The organism is Kitasatospora indigofera (assembly GCF_014655955.1).
Lineage (GTDB): Bacteria > Actinomycetota > Actinomycetes > Streptomycetales > Streptomycetaceae > Kitasatospora > Kitasatospora indigofera.
The window spans coordinates 21,011-38,966 of the sequence record NZ_BNBO01000056.1 but is presented as its reverse complement, the minus strand read 5'-3'; the positions used below and the strand labels follow the sequence as shown (position 1 = coordinate 38,966).

Sequence of the window (17,956 nt, the reverse complement as noted above, 5' to 3'; positions counted from 1 at the left end):
CCTTTCAGACGAAGCTGTAGGCGGGCAGGGGGCCGTGGAGCCGGAAGTCGAACTCGGTGCCGAGTTCGTTGATGAGGCCCTTCTCGGCGGTGAGGAACAGCTCCCGGTGGGCCTCGTCCACCAGGAAGGAGGCGTTCAGGAAGTCGTCTCCGGTCGGCTCGGAGATGCGCTCCTGGCGGGCGTGGGGACGCAGTGCCTCGATGATGCCGGAGGCCAGGGCGTGGTGGCGGGCCAGGACTTCCTGGGCGACGAGTTCGCCGAGAGCCAGCGGCAGGTCCGGGCTGCCGCTGCCGGCCTTGATGTCGTCGTTGAGCTGTCGTGCCTCGGGCGACTCCCGCAGGATCTCCCCGAGCAGGACGTCCTCGGCGATGGCGGCCTTGAGGTGGTACTCGGCGCAGCCTTCCAGTTCGGCCAGGCGCTGGACGTACTCGTCCCGGCGCTGTTCGAGGGCGGCGCGCACAGCGTCGTCGTCGGGCGCGGTGAGGCCGAAGCGCAGGGGCAGGACGGTGCCGTCGGCCATGAGGCGTTCCTGGACGGCCTGGTGGGCGATGAGGTCACGGCGTTTGGGTCGTAGCTCCTCCGGCGCGTCGCTGACGACGGCGCACAACGGTCCGGCGCTCACGGTGCGCAGCGCGGTCGGGTCGGGACCGACGCCGGTGAGGCCGTCGAGGTTGCGCGGGTGCCCGGCGGCGGTGATCGAGTAGACGTAGACGCTCATGTCACTCCTCCCGTCGCCTGGTGGGCCGGCGGGTGGTGGGCCGTGTGCGTTTCGGTGCGGGCTCCTTCTCCTCCTCCTTGTCCTCGTCCTTGTCGCGGCCCAGCTGGAGGGTGTCGGAGATGGCTTCGACGGCGCCGCTGAGGGCGCCCTTGCTCTTGCCCTTGGCGCCGCCTTCGGTGACCTCTCCGACGATGTCGGTGAGTTGGGTCGGGGCCTTGCGTCCGGCTTCCAGGTCGAGGCGGTTGCACGCCTCGGCGAAGCGCAGGTAGGTGTCGACGCTGGCGACCACGATACGGATGTCGATCTTGAGGATCTCGATGCCGACCAGGGACACCCGGATGAAGACGTCGATGACCAGGCCGCGGTCGAGGATCAGTTCGAGGATGTCGTAGAGGTTGCCGGTGCTCCCGCCGCGGGACACAGCGGCTGAACCTTGTGGCACCACGGTCATGGTGCCTCCCTTCGCCGGCCCGCTGTCGTGGCGGGAGCGGGAATGCGTTCGCTCCGGCACGGCGCGGGGTTGTCAGGTGCGGCGGTCGATCTGTCCGCGCGTGTAGCGGCGGATCCGCTCGTAGGACAGCAGTTCGCCCGCCTTGTCGAGGGTCACCCGGTAGGTGCCCAGCACGCTGGTCGTCTCGGGGATCCGTTCCAGCTCGACCACCTCCACGTCGGCCTGCCAGCCGTCTTCGGTGGGCTTCAGCGCCGACACCGACTCGGGGACCCGGCCGAGGAGTTCCGCCAGTTGCTCGGCGGCGTTGCGCATGGCGCGCGCCGCGGAGAGGCGGCGTCGGGGGCGGGTCGGCGTCTCGCCCTCCGGAGTACCGGCGGCGGCCCGCCGGGGCGCCGGGTGCGCACCGCCTGCGGACCCGGCCGACCTGCGAGGCCTCGCGCCGTCCTCCGTGCCTGCGGCCATGTTCCTTCTCCGATCCGGAGACCACGCACTGCGCCGTGCCGGATGCGCCCACACAAGATATGTCCTCATACTAACGGGCTCGTCGCTCCCGAACACGGGCAATTCGTCGCGCCGACACGGGTCGTGGCCCGGACCGGCGGGACCTGCGGGCCGCTCGGCCTCGCGTTGCGCCCCGCCGGCCAGGCTCAGGATGCCGGTACTCCACGTGCACTTCGCCGGTGCACTGACCACACTGGATGTGTGGGAGCCGCAACCGGCGCAGGCGATGGAGCCCGGGGGGTCGGGCGCGACGGCTCAGGGGTTTCGGCATGGCCTGCGCCGGGCGGTTCGGCCCTCGGATACGGCTGTGGGCGGCCGCATCCGACGCACCGCTGTGTGCGAGGGCCGCTTCGCCTCGGTGCGCCCGGCGCGCGGAAGGCGGGGCAGGCCCTTGCCCTGCGACGGCATCACGTGGGCCCCTTCGCTGGTGCCGATCCTCGGAGAAGGGGCGAGTGCCGGAGAGAGATGACCCCCATGAAGGACACCACCAAGGTCGCCCTGGCCGCCGCCGTCGCGGGCGGATACGTACTCGGACGGGCGAAGAAGGGACGCCTCGCGTTCGCCGCAGCCACCTACCTGGCGGGCCGCCGGTTCGGGCTGGACCCTCGACAGCTCGCCACCGAGGGCCTGCGCAAGCTCAGCGAGGTCCCGCAAGTCGCCGAGTTGAACGAACAGGTCCGCGGCGAGCTGATGGAAGCCGGCAAGAAGGCCGTCGCCGCAGCGGCCAACCGCCGCATCGGCGAGCTGGCGGACAGCCTGCGCGAGCGCACCCTGAACGTCGGCAAGCCCAAGCCGTCCGAGGAGCAGGCGGACGAGGAGCAGTACGAGGACGAGTACGAGCCGGAGGAGGGCGAGGAGGAAGCGGAGGACGTCGGGGGCGAGGACGAGACCGGCGAGGAGCCGGAGGAAGACGACTTCGAGGCCGAGGCCGAAGAGCCGGAGGAGGAAGAGGAAGAGGAAGAGGAGGAGCCGGAAGAGGAACCCGAGGCCGAGGAACCGAAGCGGCCGGCACGTCGGCGACGCGCCACCACCCCCGCCTCGGAGGAGCACCCGCGGCCCTCCCGCGATTCGGCCAGGAAGTCCGCGACCAAGCCCCCCGCTCGCAAGCCCGCCAAGAAGGCCGCGCCTTCGGCCAAGAAGACGGCACCGGCAGCGAAGAAGGCACCGGCCAAAACCGCTCCGCCGGCGAAGCGGTCCACGGGCCGCTCCACCGCCTCCAAGACCACCGCCGCGAAGCCCGCGGGCAAGAAGGCTGCGGCGCCGGCCAAGAAGACCGCTGCGGGCAGGAAGACGGCCGCGAGCAAGAACACCGCCGCCAAGCCGTCCGCGCGCACCCGTCGGAGGTGAGCCATGGCCGCCACGGAGGAGAAGTCCGCGGACCAGTCGGGCGTCGACCGACTGCGCGAGGAAGCCGTCAAGTATCTCGGTGCCCAGATGGAGCACCTGGTCGAGAAGGCCGGTGACAAGGTCTCGGACCTCACCGGCCAGCTCGGCGACGTCGCCGAGAACGGGGGCGTACTGCCCAAAGTGGGCGCCCGTGTCCTGCAGGGCGACTCGCCGGCCAAGGCCTTCCTCAGCGAGAAGGCCAAGAGCATCAAGGACAACGTCGTCGACAAGGTCAAGGGGGCCTTCGGCGGCGGCGGTAAACCCGGCCGCAAGGCCGGGAAGAAGGCCATGAACATCGTCGAAACCCTCGACGTCGGCGTGCCGGTGCGGACCGCCTACGACCACTGGACCCAGTACGAGGATTTCAGCGGCTTCGCCAAGGGCGTGCAGAGCGTCTCCCAGGGCGACGAGGTGACCACGGACTGGAAGGTCAAGGTCGGGCCGTCGAAGCGCAGCTTCAAGGCCACCGTCCAGGAACAGGTACCGGACGAACGCATCGTGTGGACCTCGCAGGGGGCGAAGGGCTCCACCCGCGGCGCGGTCAGCTTCCACGAGCTCACTCCGAACCTGACCCGCATCGTCCTCGTCGTCGAGTACTACCCCGCCGGCTTCTTCGAGAAGACCGGCAACATCTGGCGTGCCCAGGGCCGGCGCATGCGCCTGGACTTCAAGAACTTCCAGCGGCATGTCTCCCTCACCAACGACGAGGCGGAGGGCTGGCGCGGAGAGATCCGCGACGGAGAGGTCGTTCGCACCCACGACGAGGCGATGGAGGAGGAAGAGGCCGCCCAGCAGGACCAGGCCGAGGAGGAGTACGAGGAGGGCCCGTACGAGGACGAAGAGGGTTCCGAGGACGAAGAGGCCCCCGAGGACGAGTACGACGAGGACAGCGAAGAGGAACCCGAGGAAGAACCCGAAGAGGAGTACGAAGAGGGCGACGAGGGCGAGTACGAGACAGAGGACGAAGCTCCCGACAGCGAGGAATTCGAGGAGGAGGAGGAGGAGGAGGACTACGACGAGGACGACCGGTAGACCACACCCGCTCCCTGGTTCGGCCGGAGGAGTCGAGCCGCCCGTCGGCACCGGCACCCCGGGGGCCGGTGCCCCGTCCTGACCGAGGTGGCAACACCCTGCCCCTCGGGAGAATCACTCGAAATCCGTCTATGCCGATGCAAATCGGGCAGAAGCGCCGAGGGGAGGCAGGCTTCGTCAAGGAGGAACGCATGAGCGCGGGAAAGAAGATCAAGCACACCGCTGAATCGGCCAAGGGAAAGGCCAAGCAGGCGACGGGCAAGGCGGTCGGCAACGAAAGCCTCGCCGCGAAGGGGAAGGCCGAGCAGGTCAAGGGCGACCTGTCCCAGGCCGGCCAGAAGGTCAAGGACGCGCTGAAGCCCTAGCGCGCCACCGGCGGCCGCTCCGGCGGTGAGGCTGCCCTCGCCCAGGCACCTGGCAGTCCTTCCGCCGAGGCCGCCTCGTCGAAGTACCGGCCGGCTTCGGGGCCGGTCCACCCCGAAGCCGGCCTCACCGGTCCAGCGGAGGAGGCGCCCATGTCCACCGATGCCATCGTCCTGCTCAAGGAGGACCACAAGGAGGTACGTCAGCTGTTCAGGGATTTCGAGGCCGCGGACGACGACGCGAGGGCGGTCAAGGCCGATCTCGTCAGCAGAATCGTCGAGGCCCTGACGGTCCACACCTACATCGAGAACGAGGTCATGTACCCGATGGTGCGAGAACTCGTCCCCGACCTGGAGAACGACATCCTGGAGTCCTACGAGGAACACCACGTCGCGGACGTGCTGTGCGCCGAACTCGATGCGATGGATCCCGACGACGAACGCTTCGATGCGAAGACCGCAGTCCTCATCGAATCCGTCGGCCACCACATCGAGGAGGAAGAGGGCGACTGGTTCCCCAAGGTCCGGTCCGCCCTCGGACGCAAGGAACTTCAGGAGATCGGCGCTCGCATGCTCGAAGTGCGCGCCACGGCGCCCAAGCGACCCCAGCATCGCAGCTCGCTCAAGAAGGCGGCTGACGCACTCCTCGGTTGAGAACCACGGCGGAGGCGGAGGAAGTCAGACACTTCCAGGTCCGGACAGTCCGGTCGCACCCGCTGGGCGGTGATGCCGGGATGCGAATGTGTCGAGCCCACGGCGACCCGCCCGAAGAAGCGGGTTTGGGGCCGGCCCGAGCGAGTAGACGGGGAGCACACAACGGCACTACCTGAAGGGCGGCACCTCATGGGCGTCATCGCGTGGATTCTGATCGGCCTGCTGGCAGGTGCCATCGCCAAGGCCCTCATGCCCGGGCGCGACCCGGGCGGCCTCATCGTCACCATACTGATCGGCATCGCCGGCGGTCTCCTCGGCGGCTGGCTCGGCAAGGTCATCTTCGGCGTCGACTCCATCGACGGCTTCTTCGACCTCTCCACATGGATCGCCGCGATCATCGGCTCCCTGCTCGTCCTGGTCGTCTACCGCGCCGTCGCCGGCCGACGCGCCTGATCCCACCCTGCGAGCACCGGCGCCGTCCACACGCACGCCGGCCCGCACCGACCCGCGATGGCCCACCCGGAGGAGATCTCCGGGTGGGCCATCGCGCTTGCACGGAGAAAACCGGCACCCCCGGCCCGGCAAGGGCGACCCGGTCAGCTGCGTACCAGTCACCGGTCCGGCGAGCCCGTCGGTCGTCACCGGCCACGAACACCCCGGGGCCGGACGTACCCCGAGGCCGCAGAATCCACCCCCTGCCCGACCGTGCGACGCACGCCGGGAACGGCCTTCGGGTTCTCAAGTCGGCTGTCCGGGTTGTCACTTCGGCCCCTTCCCGTGACCGCCGGTGTTCTTCCGCGCCTTCGCCCCCCGCTTGTCACCGTCCGCGCGCCCGGCGGCGGGAGACAGGGGGCCGGTGGAACCCGTGGCAGCGGCGGGCGCGGGCGTGTCGGACAGCGCCGCCTGCGGCTCGTGGTGCTGCTCGCCCGACGGTGCGTGCGACGGCGCCTCGACCACACCGATCGGCGGTGCGGCGGGAGGCACCGTGGCAGGGCTCGGAGCCGCCGGCGAACCGCCGCCGAGGGCGATGCCGCCCCCGACGCCCGCGAGCAGCAGAGCACATGCCGCTGCCCGGATCGCGGCCCGCGCGCGGGGCACCCGGCCGACGCCGGCGTAGCCCCTCCCGGCCGGCTGCCGGACGGGCCCGGCCGCTTCCACGTCGGGCCGGGGAGCTTCGAGCAGCCGGGCGCAGCTTTCCGCCGACGGACGGCGGGCCGGGTCCATGCTGGTCATCCGGAGCAGAAGGGCCGCCAGGTCGTCGGGCAGGTCGGACGGTATGACGGGCGGGCGGTGCAGTCGGGCGGCGGCGGCCTCGATGGGGGCCCCGGTGTACTCGCGGTTGCCGGTCAGGCATTCGATGAGCAGCAGCCCCAGGGCGTACACGTCGGCGGAGGCCAACGCGCCTCGGCCGCGGATCTGCTCGGGGGCGAGGTAGGCCGGTGTGCCGACGATCAGGCCGGTGCGGGTGAGCGCCTCGTCCCCGGGATCGGCCTGCGGGCCGAGGATCCGGGCGGCACCGAAGTCGGCCAGCCGCACGCGGCCGGTGGTGTCGACGAGCACGTTGGAGGGTTTGACGTCCCGGTGGACGACACCGTGGGTGTGGACGAAGGCAAGAGTCGTCGCCAGTTCCTGCCCCAGGCGGCGGACGTCGGGAACCGGCAGCGTCGTGGATCGCAGCAAGGCTGCGAGCGTGGTGCCCTCCACCAGCTCCAGGGCCAGATAGGGGTGCTCGGCGACGACTCCGTAGTCGTACACCTCGATCAGGCCCGGGTGGCGCAGCCGTGCCAGGACCCGCGCCTCCGCGCCGAAGCGCCGGGCGTTGTCGTCGTCGCCCGCACCCGGTCGGAAGACCTTCAGGGCCACCGGTCGATCGAGGCGTTCGTCCACCGCGCGCAGGACGTCGGCGGCGCCCCCACGGCCCAGAACGGAGCTCACCCGGTACCGGTTCGCGAACAGGAGCGTCCTGGTGCTGGTCTCGGCCGTCACGGTCATGCCTGTCTCCGATGCTGGACGTCACGCTGGACACCCGCGCCCGCGGGCTCGCTCTGGCCGCCTACCCGGGGATGCCGGAGGGACACGATCCGTGCGGCCGGTGAACCGGTGGTCATGTGCGCCTCCCTCCGGCCGGTCGGGAATGTGTCAGCGGCGCAAAGAGGGGCAAACGTGCACTATGTGGCTGTTGAAACCTCCCGGTGTCTACCGAGCGCAGGAAGACACCGACCTGCTGATATCGAGCCTGTCCCGCGAGCACCTCCGAGAGGGGGACGAGGTCCTGGACATCGGTACCGGTACCGGGGCGGTGGCCCTCGCCGCCGCCGGAACGGGGGCCCGCGTCACCGCGATCGACGTCTCGCGGCGCGCCCTGGCCACGGCCTGGGTCAACGGCGCGCTGAACGGGCGGCACATCCACGTACGGCACGGGGACCTGCTGGATCCCGTGCGCGGGCGGCGCTTCGACCTGATCGCCTCCAATCCCCCGTACGTACCGGCGGCGGGCGACACCCTGCCGACCCACGGCGCTGCTCGCGCCTGGGACGCCGGGCACGACGGACGCGCACTGATCGACCGCATCTGCCGCGACGCCCCGCGCGGACTGGCTCCGGGCGGCGTCCTGCTCCTGGTGCACTCCTCGCTGTCCGGGGTCGGGGCGAGCTGCCGCGCGCTCTCCCGGGCCGGTCTGCGGACCGAGGTGGTCTCCCGGCAGCGGATCCCCTTCGGCCCGGTCATGACGGCGCGCGCCGAATGGTTCGAGGAGCAGGGGCTGATCCCCCGCGGGGTACGGCACGAGGAACTGGCGGTGATCCGCGGTGTCCGGCCGGCCTGACGCGCAGCGGCCGAGACGTCTGACGATGCCCGCGGAGAACGGGCCCCTACTGGTGGAGGGACCGGTCGAGATCGTCCTGCCGGACGGCACCGTGCGGTCGGGCGAGCGCCCGGTCGTCGCCCTGTGCGTATGCAGACGAAGCAAGCGCTACCCCTTCTGCGACACCAGCCACCGCCGCCGCTCGGTGCCGCCGACGGAGCGGGCGCAGGAGGAGGGCGGGGACGCGCCGGCCCCCGTTCGTCGAAGCCCGTCCAACGCGTAGGTGCACCTCACCACCCCGACTCTTCCTGGAGGTTCATCTCGTGGGTGTCACTGCAGCGGGCCCCGGCCCCGCCCTTCCGCGACCGCGGGGCCCCTTGACCCGGGCGCTCATCGAGGTGCTGACCTCCGCCCCCGGGGCTCCGGGGGCCACGCTGCCGCTCACTGTCGCCCGCGGAGCCGATCCCTGGGGCGAGGACCACCAGCTGGCCCTCTACCTCTGCTACGAACTGCACTACCGCGCTTTCACCGGCGTGGACGCCGGCTGGGAGTGGCACCCCGCGGTCCTGGGCCTGCGCCGGGTTCTGGAGGACACCTTCCTGGGCGTCCTGCGCGCGGAGACGGGAACGGTGGCCCCACTGGCGGATCAGCTGCGCGCGCTCCTGGTGGAACCCGCCGACGGCGAGGGTCCCTCCTACTTCCTTCTGCGCGACGGCGAGCGGTGGCAGGCCCGCGAGTACCTGGTGCTCCGGTCCCTCTACCACCTGAAGGAGGCCGACCCGCAGAGCTGGGTGATCCCCCGCCTGCACGGCGCGGCCCAGGCGGCGCTCGTCGCGGTCCAGTACGACGAATACGGGGCAGGGCACCCCGAGCGGACCCACTCCCGGCTGTTCGCCGACATGATGCAGGATCTCGGCCTGGACGGCTCCTACGGACGCTATCTGGATCTCGTGCCCGCCCCGGCACTGGCCGTGGTCAACCTGATGTCGCTGTTCGCCCTGCACCGCGCCCACCGCGGAGCCCTCGTGGGGCAGTTCGCCGGCGTGGAGATCACGTCCTCGCCGGGATCCGCCCGCCTGGCCGCAGCACTGGAGCGCTTCGGCGCCGGGCCCGCGGGCACCCGTTTCTACCAGGAGCACATCGAGGCGGACGCCGTCCACGAACAGCTCATGCGCCACGGTGTCATCGACGCACTGCTGACGGACGAACCCGGCCTGGAGGAGGACATCGCCTTCGGCCTCGCCGCGAGCGTCCTGCTCGACGAACGCCTCGCCGAGCACGCCCTCGCCCACTGGAAGCGGAACAGCACCGCGCTCCTCGCCCCAGTCCCGGCCGCCTGACCACCCGCGCCGGCGACGGAAGCCGGCTCGACGGCCGGCTCCTGGTCCGACGCCTCACCCCAACGCGCGGCCCTGTGGGCCGTCCGGTGAGCGGCCGGGGCGGGACGGGATCGGGGACGGTGCTGCTTGTCGTTCATCAGACGGTCCTCTCCATTCCCTGATCGTGCCGATGTCCGCCGTCAGGCCTCCCGCGGCCTTCCCGGCCCGGCCCTCCCCGGTACGGCGCGCCGCGCGCCCGGGCGGTGCGACACCCTGCCGCTGCCGGCCCGACGGCCGTCGCGGCGAGAACGCCCGCGACGGCCGGAGCGGGCCTCCGGAGCACAAGGGGCAGCGCCAGGACGTCGATCGCACCGACAAAACCAGCATCTGCGCACTCAGCACCCGAAGCACTCAGCAGCCCGAGCAGCCCCGCGCCGTCCAGCACCCCCCGCCGCCGGCCCCGAGCCGCCGGCCCTTCTCCCTCTTCTCCGCCCGGGCCAGGCGCAGTCGCTCCCGTACCAGTCGGGACATCTGCTGCGACGCGCGAGCGGCGAGCGCACCCACGGACGTCTCGTGTTCGCGGTCCGAAATCCTCGCCGCACTCACCTGCCTCTTCCGTTCGGCCGGATCGCCGTCGTGGTGCGGCTACCCCGTGCGGCGCGGGCCATCCGTCCGGCCCGTCGCGGGATGCGGGCGGCACCGGGAGACCGGTGCCGGGCCCTGCCTGCGCCCTGGACGCGGCAGGACCCGCGGTCGGTGGCGTGTGACCGGCCCGTTGCGGGGTATACGCACCAACGGGGCCTTGGCAGGGGTGGTCGGACGGCGCACGTGGAGCAGGTGACCGCAGTGGTCCAGACCCAGCACGAGACAACCGAAGTCATGACGTGCGGCGAATGCCGACGGCTGACCGGCCGGAACCCGGTCGGATTCTGCAGCTGGGCCTGCTACGAGGCCCGGCCACGTGATCCCGGGAGCGCAGCGGTTGCGCTCTCCCACTTCTTCGGGCTCGGCCCGCCCACCGAGCTGGCCCACCCCCGCAACCCCTGAGCGCGCCCTGCCCGTCCCGTCGGCGGGCGGGACCGCCGTCCGCGATGCAGCCGCCCGAGCGGCGCAGGGGCGCCCCCGCGAGTAGCGTTCTGTCCCGGGGACGAACCGTTCGAGGAGTCTCATGCCTGATGCGATCGTCATCGGCGCGGGCCCCAACGGGCTGGTGGCCGCCAACATCCTGGCCGACGCTGGCTGGCAGGTCGAGGTCCTGGAGGCCCAGTCCGAGCCCGGCGGCGCCGTGCGCAGCGACCGAGGCGTCGATCCCGCCTACGTCCACGACGTCTTCAGCTCCTTCTACCCGCTCGCCGTCGCCTCTCCGGCCCTCGCGGCGCTCGCCCTTGAGGAGCATGGCCTGCGCTGGAGCGACGCACCCGTCGTCGCCGCCCACCCGCTGCCGGACGGCCGGTGCGCGACCCTGCACAGGAGCGCCGCCGAAACGTGCGCCGCGTTGGAGCAGGGGTTCGGCGCGCCGGACGCCACGGCGTGGCAACACCTCTCCGACCTCTGGGAGCGGCTGGATCCTCACCTGCTCCGAACGCTCTTCACCCCGTTCCCGCCGGTCAGGGCCGGTGCGGCGATGACGGCACGTCTTCCGGGGGCGGGCGGCCTCCGGGCGTTACGCTTTCTCACCCTGCCGTCACCGGCCGGCGCGTCCTCACCCCGCCGGTCCTCCAGTCGATGAACGCCAGTCTGGTCGGGGGCGCGATCAACGGCGGTACCACCGCCCTGCACCAGCAGTTCGTCCTCCGGCCGGTGCCGGGCACCGGGCGCCCGAGACCCCCGTCTCCCGGTTGTACCTCGCCTCGTCCTCCGCCCACCCCGGTGGCGGCGTCCACGGCGCGTGCGGTGCCAACGCGGCCCGCGCCGCCATCCGCTCGCACCGGCTGCTGGCCGGCCGGATCCTCTCCCCCGGCCTCGCCGCCGCCCAACGGCTGCTCTCCGGACCGCAAGGTCACCACTGACGGGTCACAGCATCACGCCCGCCCGTCCTCGCGGACACCCGGCGGGAAGCAGCGAGGAGGAGCCGTATGGCACGGCGTCAGCAGTTCATCGAGTGCCCGCCGGAGCAGGTCTGGGCCGTCCTCGCGGACGGACACAGTTACGCCGAGTGGGTCGTCGCCACCCGGGACATCGACCACGTCGACCCAGGGTGGCCGGCTGTCGGCGCCGAGCTGCGCTACGCCGTGGGACTGGGCCCGCTCACCCTCCGTGACAGTTGCACCGTGCGGATCTGCGAGCCCCCCACTCGACTGGAACTCGAAGCCGAGGCCAGCCCCTTCGGCGCCGCCCGCATCGCCTTCACCCTCATCCCCTGGGGCGACAACACCCTGGTGCTGCTCGACGAACACCCCCTGACCGGCGCCGGCGCCCGCTTCCAGGGACCGCCGAGCGAACTGGTCCTGAACCTGCGCAACCGCCGCCTGCTACGGAACCTGGCACGGGTCGCGGTCGGACAGTACCGGCAGCGGGCCGTCCAACCCCCGCAGCTCCACCGCCCGTGAACAGGCAGCCGAGCCGGCCGGCGCGGCGCACCTGCACCAGCTGGAGGGGCCCTCGGCGCGGACCGGGCCGAAGAGGCGGGTACCGAAGCACTCAGGCCGGCGGCCGGGCATCCGGATGGCAGCTGGAATGCACAGGGTTGCAAGGGAGTTCAGCACGTCATGACTCAAGGTCCAGCACCTCGCGCCCTCTCCGACGATGCTCTCTCCGATCTGCTGAGCACCCAGCAGTTCGCGATCCTCGCCACCACCAAGAGCAGTGGCCATCCTCATCTCACCACCATGCTCTACAGCTGGGACGCCGGAGCACGCATCGTTCGGTTCTCCACGACCGCCGACCGCATCAAGGTCAAACAGCTCCGGCGCGACCCACGCGCTGCCGTGCATGTGCAGGGTGGCGACGTGTGGTCGTTCGCCGTGGCCGAGGGCGAGGCAGACGTCTCCGCCGTCACCACCACGCCGGGGGACGCGGTCGGGCGGGAGCTGCTCGCCATGGTGCCGGCGGCCGCGAGACCGCAGGACGAAGATGCGTTCCTGACGCAACTGGTCGCCGAGCGTCGGGTGGTCATCCGCCTGAAGGTGTCCCGCCTGTACGGGACGGCACTCGACGTCAACGGCTGAGGCCGCCTCCCGGCCGGTACCTCCGGCCGCGTCGACGGTGGTCGGCACGGCTGTGCCGGGAGCCGCCCCGTCCGGTTGCCGGACGGTGGGTCGGGACTCGGCTCAATCGCCGTGGGGGATCACGTTCGTGTCGAATTCCCCACGCGCGATCCTTCCGGCGAGCTCGGCCAGTTGCAGGTGCTGGGCGCGCGCGTAGGAGCGGAACGCGGCGAACGCGTCGTCGAGCGGGATGCCCCAGCGTTCGGCGAGGATTCCCTTGGCCTGCTCGATGACGATGCGGCTCGTCAGCGCGTACTGCAGCTGGCCGCGTTCGGTCTCGCTGCGGTCGAGGCTGCGCTGCTGGAGGATCGCGACCGTGGCAACGTCCGCCAGGGCCTGGGCGAGCATGACGTCGTCCGGCCCGAGGGGCCCGGGTCTGGTCTGGAAGAGGCCCAGGGTCCCGATCACCCGCCCGCGCAGACGCATGGGAATCGCGTTCGCGGTCGTGAAGCCGATCTGGCGGGCCTGGGCGGCAAAGGCCTGCCAGTCGCCCACCACGCCCAGGTCCGTCAGGTCGATGGCCGTACGAGCGGTGCCGGTGCGATAGCAGTCGACGCAGGGGCCCTGGTCGTGCTGGAGGGCGAAGAGTTCGAGCATGTGGGTACGTTCGTCCGAGGCCGCGATCGTCATGAGCGTGTCATGCTCATCCGCGAGAAGAATACCCGCGGCCGCCACGTCGAGCAGTTCCTCGCAGCGCTCGCACAACTGCTGCAGGAATTCGATCACTCCGAAATCCTCGGTCAGCGAGTTGGCGGCCTCCACGAAAACCTCGGTCACTCTTCGCACCCGTGCCATCGCGATCAGTCCTCCTCCCCGCCCGTGGGCAGTTCCCTGCCATTGTCGCCCAGGCGCAGGACCCGGTCGAGGATGTCCCGGGACACGTCGGCGATCGGCCTCCCGGACGCATAGGCATAGGCGCGAAGGCGCACCAGGGCGACAGAAAGGGGGACTTCGAGCTGGACGCTGACCATCCCCGTCGCCTGGTGGACGGCCGCGCGCAGGAGCGCCGGGACCGTCGGCGTCCTCGGGTCGTCGTCCGGGCCGTCCAGGAAGAGCGCCGTGAGCGCCGAGGCGAGGACGAAGGCGTCGTCGGCCTGGGCTCCGGTGAGGGGACCGCGGGTGCGGCGCAGGGTGGTGAGTGCGCCCACCTGGATGGCGCCCACCGCGAGGGGGAAGCAGAAGATCGCCCGGACCGGAAGCGGCCCCAGCTCCACGGTCAGCCCGGGCCAGCGATCCGTGTCGATCAGGGCCACGTCCGGAACCAGGACGGACATGCCGCTCGTGACGACGTCGTGGCCGGGACCTTCCCCCAGGGTGAACTCGACGTCGTCGAACGTGCGGGCCACATCGTCGGAGCACCAGAGGAGTTCGCGTTCACCGGCACTGTCCAGAACGGAGACTGCCAGGCAGTCCACACCGAGTGCCCGTTCGCCTGCTCCACGGAGGACGGTGAGGTCCGGCGTGCCGTCGGATGATCGCAGCAGCGGCAGCGTGCGCGCCATCAGAGCACTGATCATGACGGCCGGCTCCTGGGCTCAGGCTCGCCGGCGGGTGTCCAGCCGGCCGGGTGCCGGCCAGCGGACATCCCTGACCCATCCGCACCGTTCCAGCAGGCGGATCACCGCGGCCGTGATGTCGATCTGTCCGCGGTCCACACCGTGGCGGGCGCAGGTGGGGTCGGCATGGTGCAGGTTGTGCCAGCTCTCGCCGAACGAGAGCAGGGCGAGCGGCCAGAGGTTGGTGGCCCGGTCGTGGCGGCGGGTACGGAAGGGGCGCTGTCCGATCATGTGGCACAGCGAGTTGACGCTCCATGTCACGTGCTGCAGCAGGGCGACGCGGACGAGGCCGGCCCACAGGAGGGCGGTGAGTGCCGCGTGCACGGAACCGCCGATCAGCCAACCGGCCCCGAAGGGGAGTGCGAGGGAGAGCACGCACAGGCCGAGGAACGCCCGGGAAACCGCGCGCAGGTCCCGGTCCGCCAGGAGGTCCGGAGCGTAGTGGGCAGCCGGGGTGGTGTCGGCTGTGAACATCCAGCCGACGTGGGCGTGGGCCAGGCCCCGGAGTTCGCCGGTGAGGCTGGTGCCGAACCGGAACGGTGAGTGCGGGTCGCCGGGGCGGTCGGTGAACGCGTGGTGGCGGCGGTGGACGGCGACCCAGCCGATCACGTCCCCCTGGAAGCTCATGGACCCGGCGACCGCCATCGCGATCTTGACGGGGCGGTTGGGGGTGAAGCTCCCGTGGGTGAGGCCGCGATGGAATCCCACCGTGACGCCCAACCCTGTGACGCAGTACAGGAGGACGCCGAGAACGACATCGGCCGGGCCGATGACGCTGCCCCACAGCAACCACGCCGCGAGCGCCAGGGCGAGGAAGGGAAATGCCACGATCAGTGCGGTGAACGCCAGCTGCCAGGTCGGCACCCGCTGCTGACCGGTGGACTCGTCCCTCGGGAAGGGCGAGGAGCCGTCGTACGGTGGCGGGGCGACGCGCCGGCCGGCCGCGCGCACCGCGCCGGTGCCCGTGCCTGTGCCTGTGAGTGACGCTGAGGACTCTTCTGCGATGGCCATCCCGGCTCCCTAGCCGTGGGGTGCGGCGCGGCCAGGGTCAGGGGCAGCAGGTTCGGGATCCGCGTGCGTCCGGAGCCCGAAGGCCACGGGTCGAGCACGCTCGTCCCCGACTTCGCTTCCACCATACGCCCGTGGAGTTGCCGTCCTGCTGATCGACCACCCGGAAGGGATCGCCGACGGCGCGACGAGGAGGACCGACCGAGGGGCATGCGCGTCGGGCGAGGGCGGGGTTTTCGGGCAGTGGGACGGAAGCTCGCCCTCGACGGAAGACGTACCGTGGCGTCCCGAAGGTATGACGTCCGACGCGACTTGCGCCCGCGGGCCAGGGGCCAGGGCGGATGCCGGGCCCGGCGTGCAGTTGCGGCCGGACGAGGCGGTCATGCTCGCCGGCCTGGTGCGCGCGCTCGCGGGCCGCCCCGTGGGCGCTGGTGGAGGGTGGCCGCGCCGATGGCACCGGTCCGCCCCGAGACCCTGGCGGCGGCCGTCCGGTACGCCGCTCGCCACGGCTGCTCGGACCAGTTGTTCGATCCACGCTCCGGACGGCTGCGGCCGACGGGCGAGGTGGTGTCCGCCCTGCTGGACCTCGTGGACCCCGTGCTCGACGAGACCGACCGGCGCCAGGTCGTGCCGTGCTGGGGCGGACCCTCCGCAGCGGCGGCGGGCGGCCGGGCCTGCTGCGCATGGTCATCGACCGGACCACCGGCAGCTGACCGGTTCGCACGGGGTGTCCGGAGCCACTGGTGACCCGCTCCTGCCCCTACCGCGCACTGCCGGAGGGCCGGCGCACCCGTCGGAGCCGGCGGCTCCGTGCCCTGGCCGGCGCGGCGGGCCGGGCCCCGCGCTCCCCGGCCGTGGCCCGGCGTCGGTCGGACACGGGATGCCACCCGGACCGGGCGCGGCCGGGCGGGCCCGCGGCGGGATCGGGGTCCACGAGGCGGCGCCCGGTCAGCACGTACTGGACCAGGCACCCGGCCGCGAGCAGGAACGCGCCCGCCACACCGTCGAGAAGCCAGTGGTTGGCCGTGCCCAGCACGACCAGCAGCGTGGCGGCCGGGTAGAGCACCGCCGCGACGCGGGCCCATGGGCTTCGGGTGGCGGTGACGACGACGAGGGCGCACCAGAGGGACCACCCGACGTGCAGGGACGGCATCGCAGCGTACTGGTTGGTCAACGCCGTGAGCACGGCACCCGGCTCGGCGCCGGGGCCTGCGGAGGAGGGCGTGTCCCGCAGGGCCAGTCCGGGGGTGAGCCGGGGTGGGGCGAGCGGGAGGCCCCAATAGCCGGCCAGGGCGAGCCCGGTGGTGACGAACAGGACCGTACGACCGGTCCGGTAGCGCACGGGCCGGGTGAGGTAGAGCCAGACCAGGACGGCCATGGGCACCGCGAAGTGCAGGACGTGGTAGTAGTCGAGCATCACATCCATCAGCCACGCGCGCTCCCTGGCCCAGTGGTTCACGGCACCTTCGACGTCGAGGTGCAGCAGCTGCTCCAGACGGTAGAGCTGCTCGGCGTTCTCGACGGCGGTCGCGGCGCGATTCGGGGCGGCGTTGCGGATGAAGGAGTAGATGCCGTAGCAGACCTGGATCAGCAGCAGTTCGAGCAGCAGGGCGGGACGGCTGACGGGACGCATCCACGCGGGCAGCAGTGGCAGGAACGATCGTCCGAACGGCCGGCGCGTGGTCGGCCCGGGTGCCCGCCGTACCTGCCACAGCGGGTCTTCGCGCAGGCGGAACGGCAGCGCGACGGCCGCCCCGGCGGCGAACACCGTGCCCGCGCCACGGACCACGGCACTGCTCACCGCATGGGGGTGGGGCGTCAGCAGGGCGACCGGCAGGAGGACCGCCGTAGCCGTGGCGACCGGCCACAGCGGGCGGTCCTCGGGCCGCCGGCCGAGCCGCCCCAGCCCTGCCAGCAGCAGCCAGCCGAGGTCGGACGGAAGGGCGACCGCCGACAGCAGGACACTCGCACAGCCGATCACGGCCAGCGCCAACAGCACCTGCCCGTCGCCGTGGTAGCGCGCACCACGGCGCAGCGCGAGCCCTCCGACGACGAGCGCCACCAGCGACCAGAGGCAGAGCAGCGGAACCCCGTGCAGACCGAGCCGTAGCAGGACACCGAGTGCGGACCGGCTCTCCGGGTCGGCGCCCGGCATCACCAGCGGGTCGCCAGGACTGCGCCAGGACGCGGCCGTCAAGGGTGGCCGCGGCAGCCGGACCGCGCCGCCGAGCGCCAGGCTGACCGCGAGGGCGGCGAGTGCCCTGCGCCGCCCGCACCACCGCCAGGCGGGCACCAGGAAGAGCAGCAGAGCCGGCTGGACGACTATCGCGGCCCCGAGCGCCAGTCCCCCGGGCGATCGCCGACGGCCGGCGGCGAGGAACTCCGTGAGAACGAGCGCCAGGCACGCGAGGGCCTGCACGGCGTCGACGGCGTAACCCCGCAGAGCGGCGCTGATCAGGACGGCGCTCGGCGCCAGCGGGGCGATCCAGGAGGGCAGCGACGGTTTGGCGGGCCCGTCGCGGGCGGACGAGGCCGAGCTGCCGTCGACCGGCCGTAGGGAGCCGGGGCGTAGCGGACCGGCCACGGTACGCCCCGTGGCCGCGGCGGGACGCGAGGACCCGGCGGGATGCGGAGGTTCGGCGGGATGCGCAATCGCGTGCGGCAGGTTGCGAACCACCAGCTCGCCGGCGACGGCGGCCGCGCCGAGCGCCACCACCAGCAGCACGATTCGCGCCACCGTCCCCGTGCCCGGCCCGTCGAGTACCGCGCCCACAGCAGGAATCTCCCGGCCCGCAGTGATCGCATCGGTACGCCGACGTGCCGCCGGACGCCCGAGGGCGGCCCAGGTGACGGCAGCCGCCGCGCCCAGGACCACCAGCCGGAGGCAGAGCGGCCCGAACCGGCGGACGGCAGCGCCCAGGGACTCCGCGCGGGCGGAGCGGTGGGCGGACCCTTGAATC

At 72.1% G+C, this 17,956-nt stretch carries 20 protein-coding genes and 1 pseudogene; 12 read left to right on the top strand and 9 right to left on the bottom strand.

The window, feature by feature from the left end:
- Nucleotides 1-4: 4 nt before the first annotated feature.
- From IE329_RS32460 to IE329_RS32450, 3 genes are all read right to left on the bottom strand, one after another.
- The gene (locus IE329_RS32460; protein WP_190214607.1) at nt 5-718 is read right to left on the bottom strand and encodes a GvpL/GvpF family gas vesicle protein; all 714 of its coding nucleotides are present in this window, start codon (nt 716-718) and stop codon (nt 5-7) included.
- Between the two features lies 1 nt (nt 719).
- Nucleotides 720-1,169: a gas vesicle structural protein GvpA gene (locus tag IE329_RS32455; RefSeq protein WP_190214606.1), complete on the bottom strand. Its 450-nt coding sequence runs from the start codon at nt 1,167-1,169 to the stop codon at nt 720-722.
- A 72-nt stretch (nt 1,170-1,241) separates the two neighbouring features.
- Entirely contained in the window at nt 1,242-1,631 is a 390-nt protein-coding gene (locus IE329_RS32450; protein ID WP_190214605.1) for a gas vesicle protein GvpO, read from the bottom strand.
- Nucleotides 1,632-2,144: 513 nt separating this feature from the next.
- On the opposite strand from IE329_RS32450, the gene IE329_RS32445 reads away from it, so the two are divergent.
- The 5 genes from IE329_RS32445 (at nt 2,145) to IE329_RS32425 (ending at nt 5,557) form a co-directional block, all read left to right on the top strand.
- On the top strand, nt 2,145-3,017 hold the full coding sequence (locus IE329_RS32445; protein WP_190214604.1) for a histone protein: 873 nt from the start codon (nt 2,145-2,147) through the stop codon (nt 3,015-3,017).
- Nucleotides 3,018-3,020: 3 nt separating this feature from the next.
- A complete protein-coding gene (locus IE329_RS32440; RefSeq protein ID WP_190214603.1) occupies nt 3,021-4,088 on the top strand; it encodes an SRPBCC family protein in 1,068 nt (355 codons plus the stop codon).
- A gap of 191 nt (nt 4,089-4,279) precedes the next feature.
- On the top strand, nt 4,280-4,453 hold the full coding sequence (locus tag IE329_RS32435; RefSeq protein ID WP_190214602.1) for a CsbD family protein: 174 nt from the start codon (nt 4,280-4,282) through the stop codon (nt 4,451-4,453).
- Nucleotides 4,454-4,603: 150 nt separating this feature from the next.
- Nucleotides 4,604-5,104, top strand: coding sequence for a hemerythrin domain-containing protein (locus tag IE329_RS32430; RefSeq protein WP_190214601.1), 501 nt, complete (start codon nt 4,604-4,606; stop codon nt 5,102-5,104).
- Nucleotides 5,105-5,293: 189 nt separating this feature from the next.
- The gene (locus IE329_RS32425) at nt 5,294-5,557 is read left to right on the top strand and encodes a GlsB/YeaQ/YmgE family stress response membrane protein (protein WP_190214600.1); all 264 of its coding nucleotides are present in this window, start codon (nt 5,294-5,296) and stop codon (nt 5,555-5,557) included.
- A gap of 306 nt (nt 5,558-5,863) precedes the next feature.
- Here the strand turns inward: IE329_RS32425 and IE329_RS32420 are convergent, their stop codons facing one another.
- Nucleotides 5,864-7,096 (bottom strand): serine/threonine-protein kinase, encoded by a 1,233-nt coding sequence (locus tag IE329_RS32420; RefSeq protein ID WP_190214599.1) that lies wholly within the window; start codon nt 7,094-7,096, stop codon nt 5,864-5,866.
- A 178-nt stretch (nt 7,097-7,274) separates the two neighbouring features.
- Between IE329_RS32420 and IE329_RS32415 the strand changes: the two genes are divergently transcribed.
- The 3 genes from IE329_RS32415 (at nt 7,275) to IE329_RS32405 (ending at nt 9,247) form a co-directional block, all read left to right on the top strand.
- On the top strand, nt 7,275-7,928 hold the full coding sequence (locus tag IE329_RS32415) for a HemK2/MTQ2 family protein methyltransferase (protein WP_190214598.1): 654 nt from the start codon (nt 7,275-7,277) through the stop codon (nt 7,926-7,928).
- Nucleotides 7,929-7,953: 25 nt separating this feature from the next.
- Nucleotides 7,954-8,190, top strand: coding sequence for a CDGSH iron-sulfur domain-containing protein (locus tag IE329_RS32410; protein ID WP_190214597.1), 237 nt, complete (start codon nt 7,954-7,956; stop codon nt 8,188-8,190).
- Between the two features lie 94 nt (nt 8,191-8,284).
- The gene (locus tag IE329_RS32405; protein ID WP_229927948.1) at nt 8,285-9,247 is read left to right on the top strand and encodes an iron-containing redox enzyme family protein; all 963 of its coding nucleotides are present in this window, start codon (nt 8,285-8,287) and stop codon (nt 9,245-9,247) included.
- Between the two features lie 390 nt (nt 9,248-9,637).
- On the opposite strand, the gene IE329_RS41045 is transcribed toward IE329_RS32405, so the two are convergent.
- Nucleotides 9,638-9,790 (bottom strand): phage holin family protein, encoded by a 153-nt coding sequence (locus IE329_RS41045; RefSeq protein WP_373311370.1) that lies wholly within the window; start codon nt 9,788-9,790, stop codon nt 9,638-9,640.
- 604 nt (nt 9,791-10,394) lie between these two features.
- Between IE329_RS41045 and IE329_RS42200 the strand changes: the two are divergent.
- From IE329_RS42200 to IE329_RS32385, 4 genes and pseudogenes are all read left to right on the top strand, one after another.
- A pseudogene (locus IE329_RS42200) lies at nt 10,395-10,910 on the top strand (phytoene desaturase family protein); the annotation flags it as partial.
- A gap of 154 nt (nt 10,911-11,064) precedes the next feature.
- The gene (locus tag IE329_RS42195) at nt 11,065-11,235 is read left to right on the top strand and encodes a hypothetical protein (protein ID WP_413789715.1); all 171 of its coding nucleotides are present in this window, start codon (nt 11,065-11,067) and stop codon (nt 11,233-11,235) included.
- Nucleotides 11,236-11,301: 66 nt separating this feature from the next.
- Nucleotides 11,302-11,775, top strand: coding sequence for an SRPBCC family protein (locus tag IE329_RS32390; protein WP_190214595.1), 474 nt, complete (start codon nt 11,302-11,304; stop codon nt 11,773-11,775).
- A 159-nt stretch (nt 11,776-11,934) separates the two neighbouring features.
- Complete coding sequence (locus IE329_RS32385; protein WP_190214594.1) at nt 11,935-12,393, top strand: pyridoxamine 5'-phosphate oxidase family protein; 459 nt, start codon at nt 11,935-11,937, stop codon at nt 12,391-12,393.
- Between the two features lie 102 nt (nt 12,394-12,495).
- Here the strand turns inward: IE329_RS32385 and IE329_RS32380 are convergent, their stop codons facing one another.
- The 4 genes from IE329_RS32380 to IE329_RS32365 all read right to left on the bottom strand — a co-directional run bounded on the left by IE329_RS32380 (nt 12,496) and on the right by IE329_RS32365 (nt 17,769).
- Nucleotides 12,496-13,209, bottom strand: coding sequence for a GAF and ANTAR domain-containing protein (locus tag IE329_RS32380; RefSeq protein ID WP_229927946.1), 714 nt, complete (start codon nt 13,207-13,209; stop codon nt 12,496-12,498).
- 23 nt (nt 13,210-13,232) lie between these two features.
- A complete protein-coding gene (locus IE329_RS32375) occupies nt 13,233-13,949 on the bottom strand; it encodes a GAF and ANTAR domain-containing protein (protein ID WP_190214637.1) in 717 nt (238 codons plus the stop codon).
- An 18-nt stretch (nt 13,950-13,967) separates the two neighbouring features.
- On the bottom strand, nt 13,968-14,999 hold the full coding sequence (locus tag IE329_RS32370; RefSeq protein WP_190214593.1) for an acyl-CoA desaturase: 1,032 nt from the start codon (nt 14,997-14,999) through the stop codon (nt 13,968-13,970).
- Nucleotides 15,000-15,756: 757 nt separating this feature from the next.
- Complete coding sequence (locus tag IE329_RS32365; RefSeq protein ID WP_190214592.1) at nt 15,757-17,769, bottom strand: phosphatase PAP2 family protein; 2,013 nt, start codon at nt 17,767-17,769, stop codon at nt 15,757-15,759.
- Between the last annotated feature and the right edge of the window lie 187 nt (nt 17,770-17,956).

Excerpts from the sequence above, each read along its gene's own strand:
- IE329_RS32460 (WP_190214607.1), bottom strand. The coding sequence starts at position 718 with ATGAGCGTCTACGTCTACTCGATCACCGCCGCCGGGCACCCGCGCAAC.
- IE329_RS32455 (WP_190214606.1), bottom strand. The coding sequence starts at position 1,169 with ATGACCGTGGTGCCACAAGGTTCAGCCGCTGTGTCCCGCGGCGGGAGC.
- IE329_RS32450 (WP_190214605.1), bottom strand. The coding sequence starts at position 1,631 with ATGGCCGCAGGCACGGAGGACGGCGCGAGGCCTCGCAGGTCGGCCGGG.
- IE329_RS32445 (WP_190214604.1), top strand. The coding sequence starts at position 2,145 with ATGAAGGACACCACCAAGGTCGCCCTGGCCGCCGCCGTCGCGGGCGGA.
- IE329_RS32440 (WP_190214603.1), top strand. The coding sequence starts at position 3,021 with ATGGCCGCCACGGAGGAGAAGTCCGCGGACCAGTCGGGCGTCGACCGA.
- IE329_RS32435 (WP_190214602.1), top strand. The coding sequence starts at position 4,280 with ATGAGCGCGGGAAAGAAGATCAAGCACACCGCTGAATCGGCCAAGGGA.
- IE329_RS32430 (WP_190214601.1), top strand. The coding sequence starts at position 4,604 with ATGTCCACCGATGCCATCGTCCTGCTCAAGGAGGACCACAAGGAGGTA.
- IE329_RS32425 (WP_190214600.1), top strand. The coding sequence starts at position 5,294 with ATGGGCGTCATCGCGTGGATTCTGATCGGCCTGCTGGCAGGTGCCATC.
- IE329_RS32420 (WP_190214599.1), bottom strand. The coding sequence starts at position 7,096 with ATGACCGTGACGGCCGAGACCAGCACCAGGACGCTCCTGTTCGCGAAC.
- IE329_RS32415 (WP_190214598.1), top strand. The coding sequence starts at position 7,275 with ATGTGGCTGTTGAAACCTCCCGGTGTCTACCGAGCGCAGGAAGACACC.
- IE329_RS32410 (WP_190214597.1), top strand. The coding sequence starts at position 7,954 with ATGCCCGCGGAGAACGGGCCCCTACTGGTGGAGGGACCGGTCGAGATC.
- IE329_RS32390 (WP_190214595.1), top strand. The coding sequence starts at position 11,302 with ATGGCACGGCGTCAGCAGTTCATCGAGTGCCCGCCGGAGCAGGTCTGG.
- IE329_RS32385 (WP_190214594.1), top strand. The coding sequence starts at position 11,935 with ATGACTCAAGGTCCAGCACCTCGCGCCCTCTCCGACGATGCTCTCTCC.
- IE329_RS32375 (WP_190214637.1), bottom strand. The coding sequence starts at position 13,949 with ATGATCAGTGCTCTGATGGCGCGCACGCTGCCGCTGCTGCGATCATCC.
- IE329_RS32370 (WP_190214593.1), bottom strand. The coding sequence starts at position 14,999 with ATGGCCATCGCAGAAGAGTCCTCAGCGTCACTCACAGGCACAGGCACG.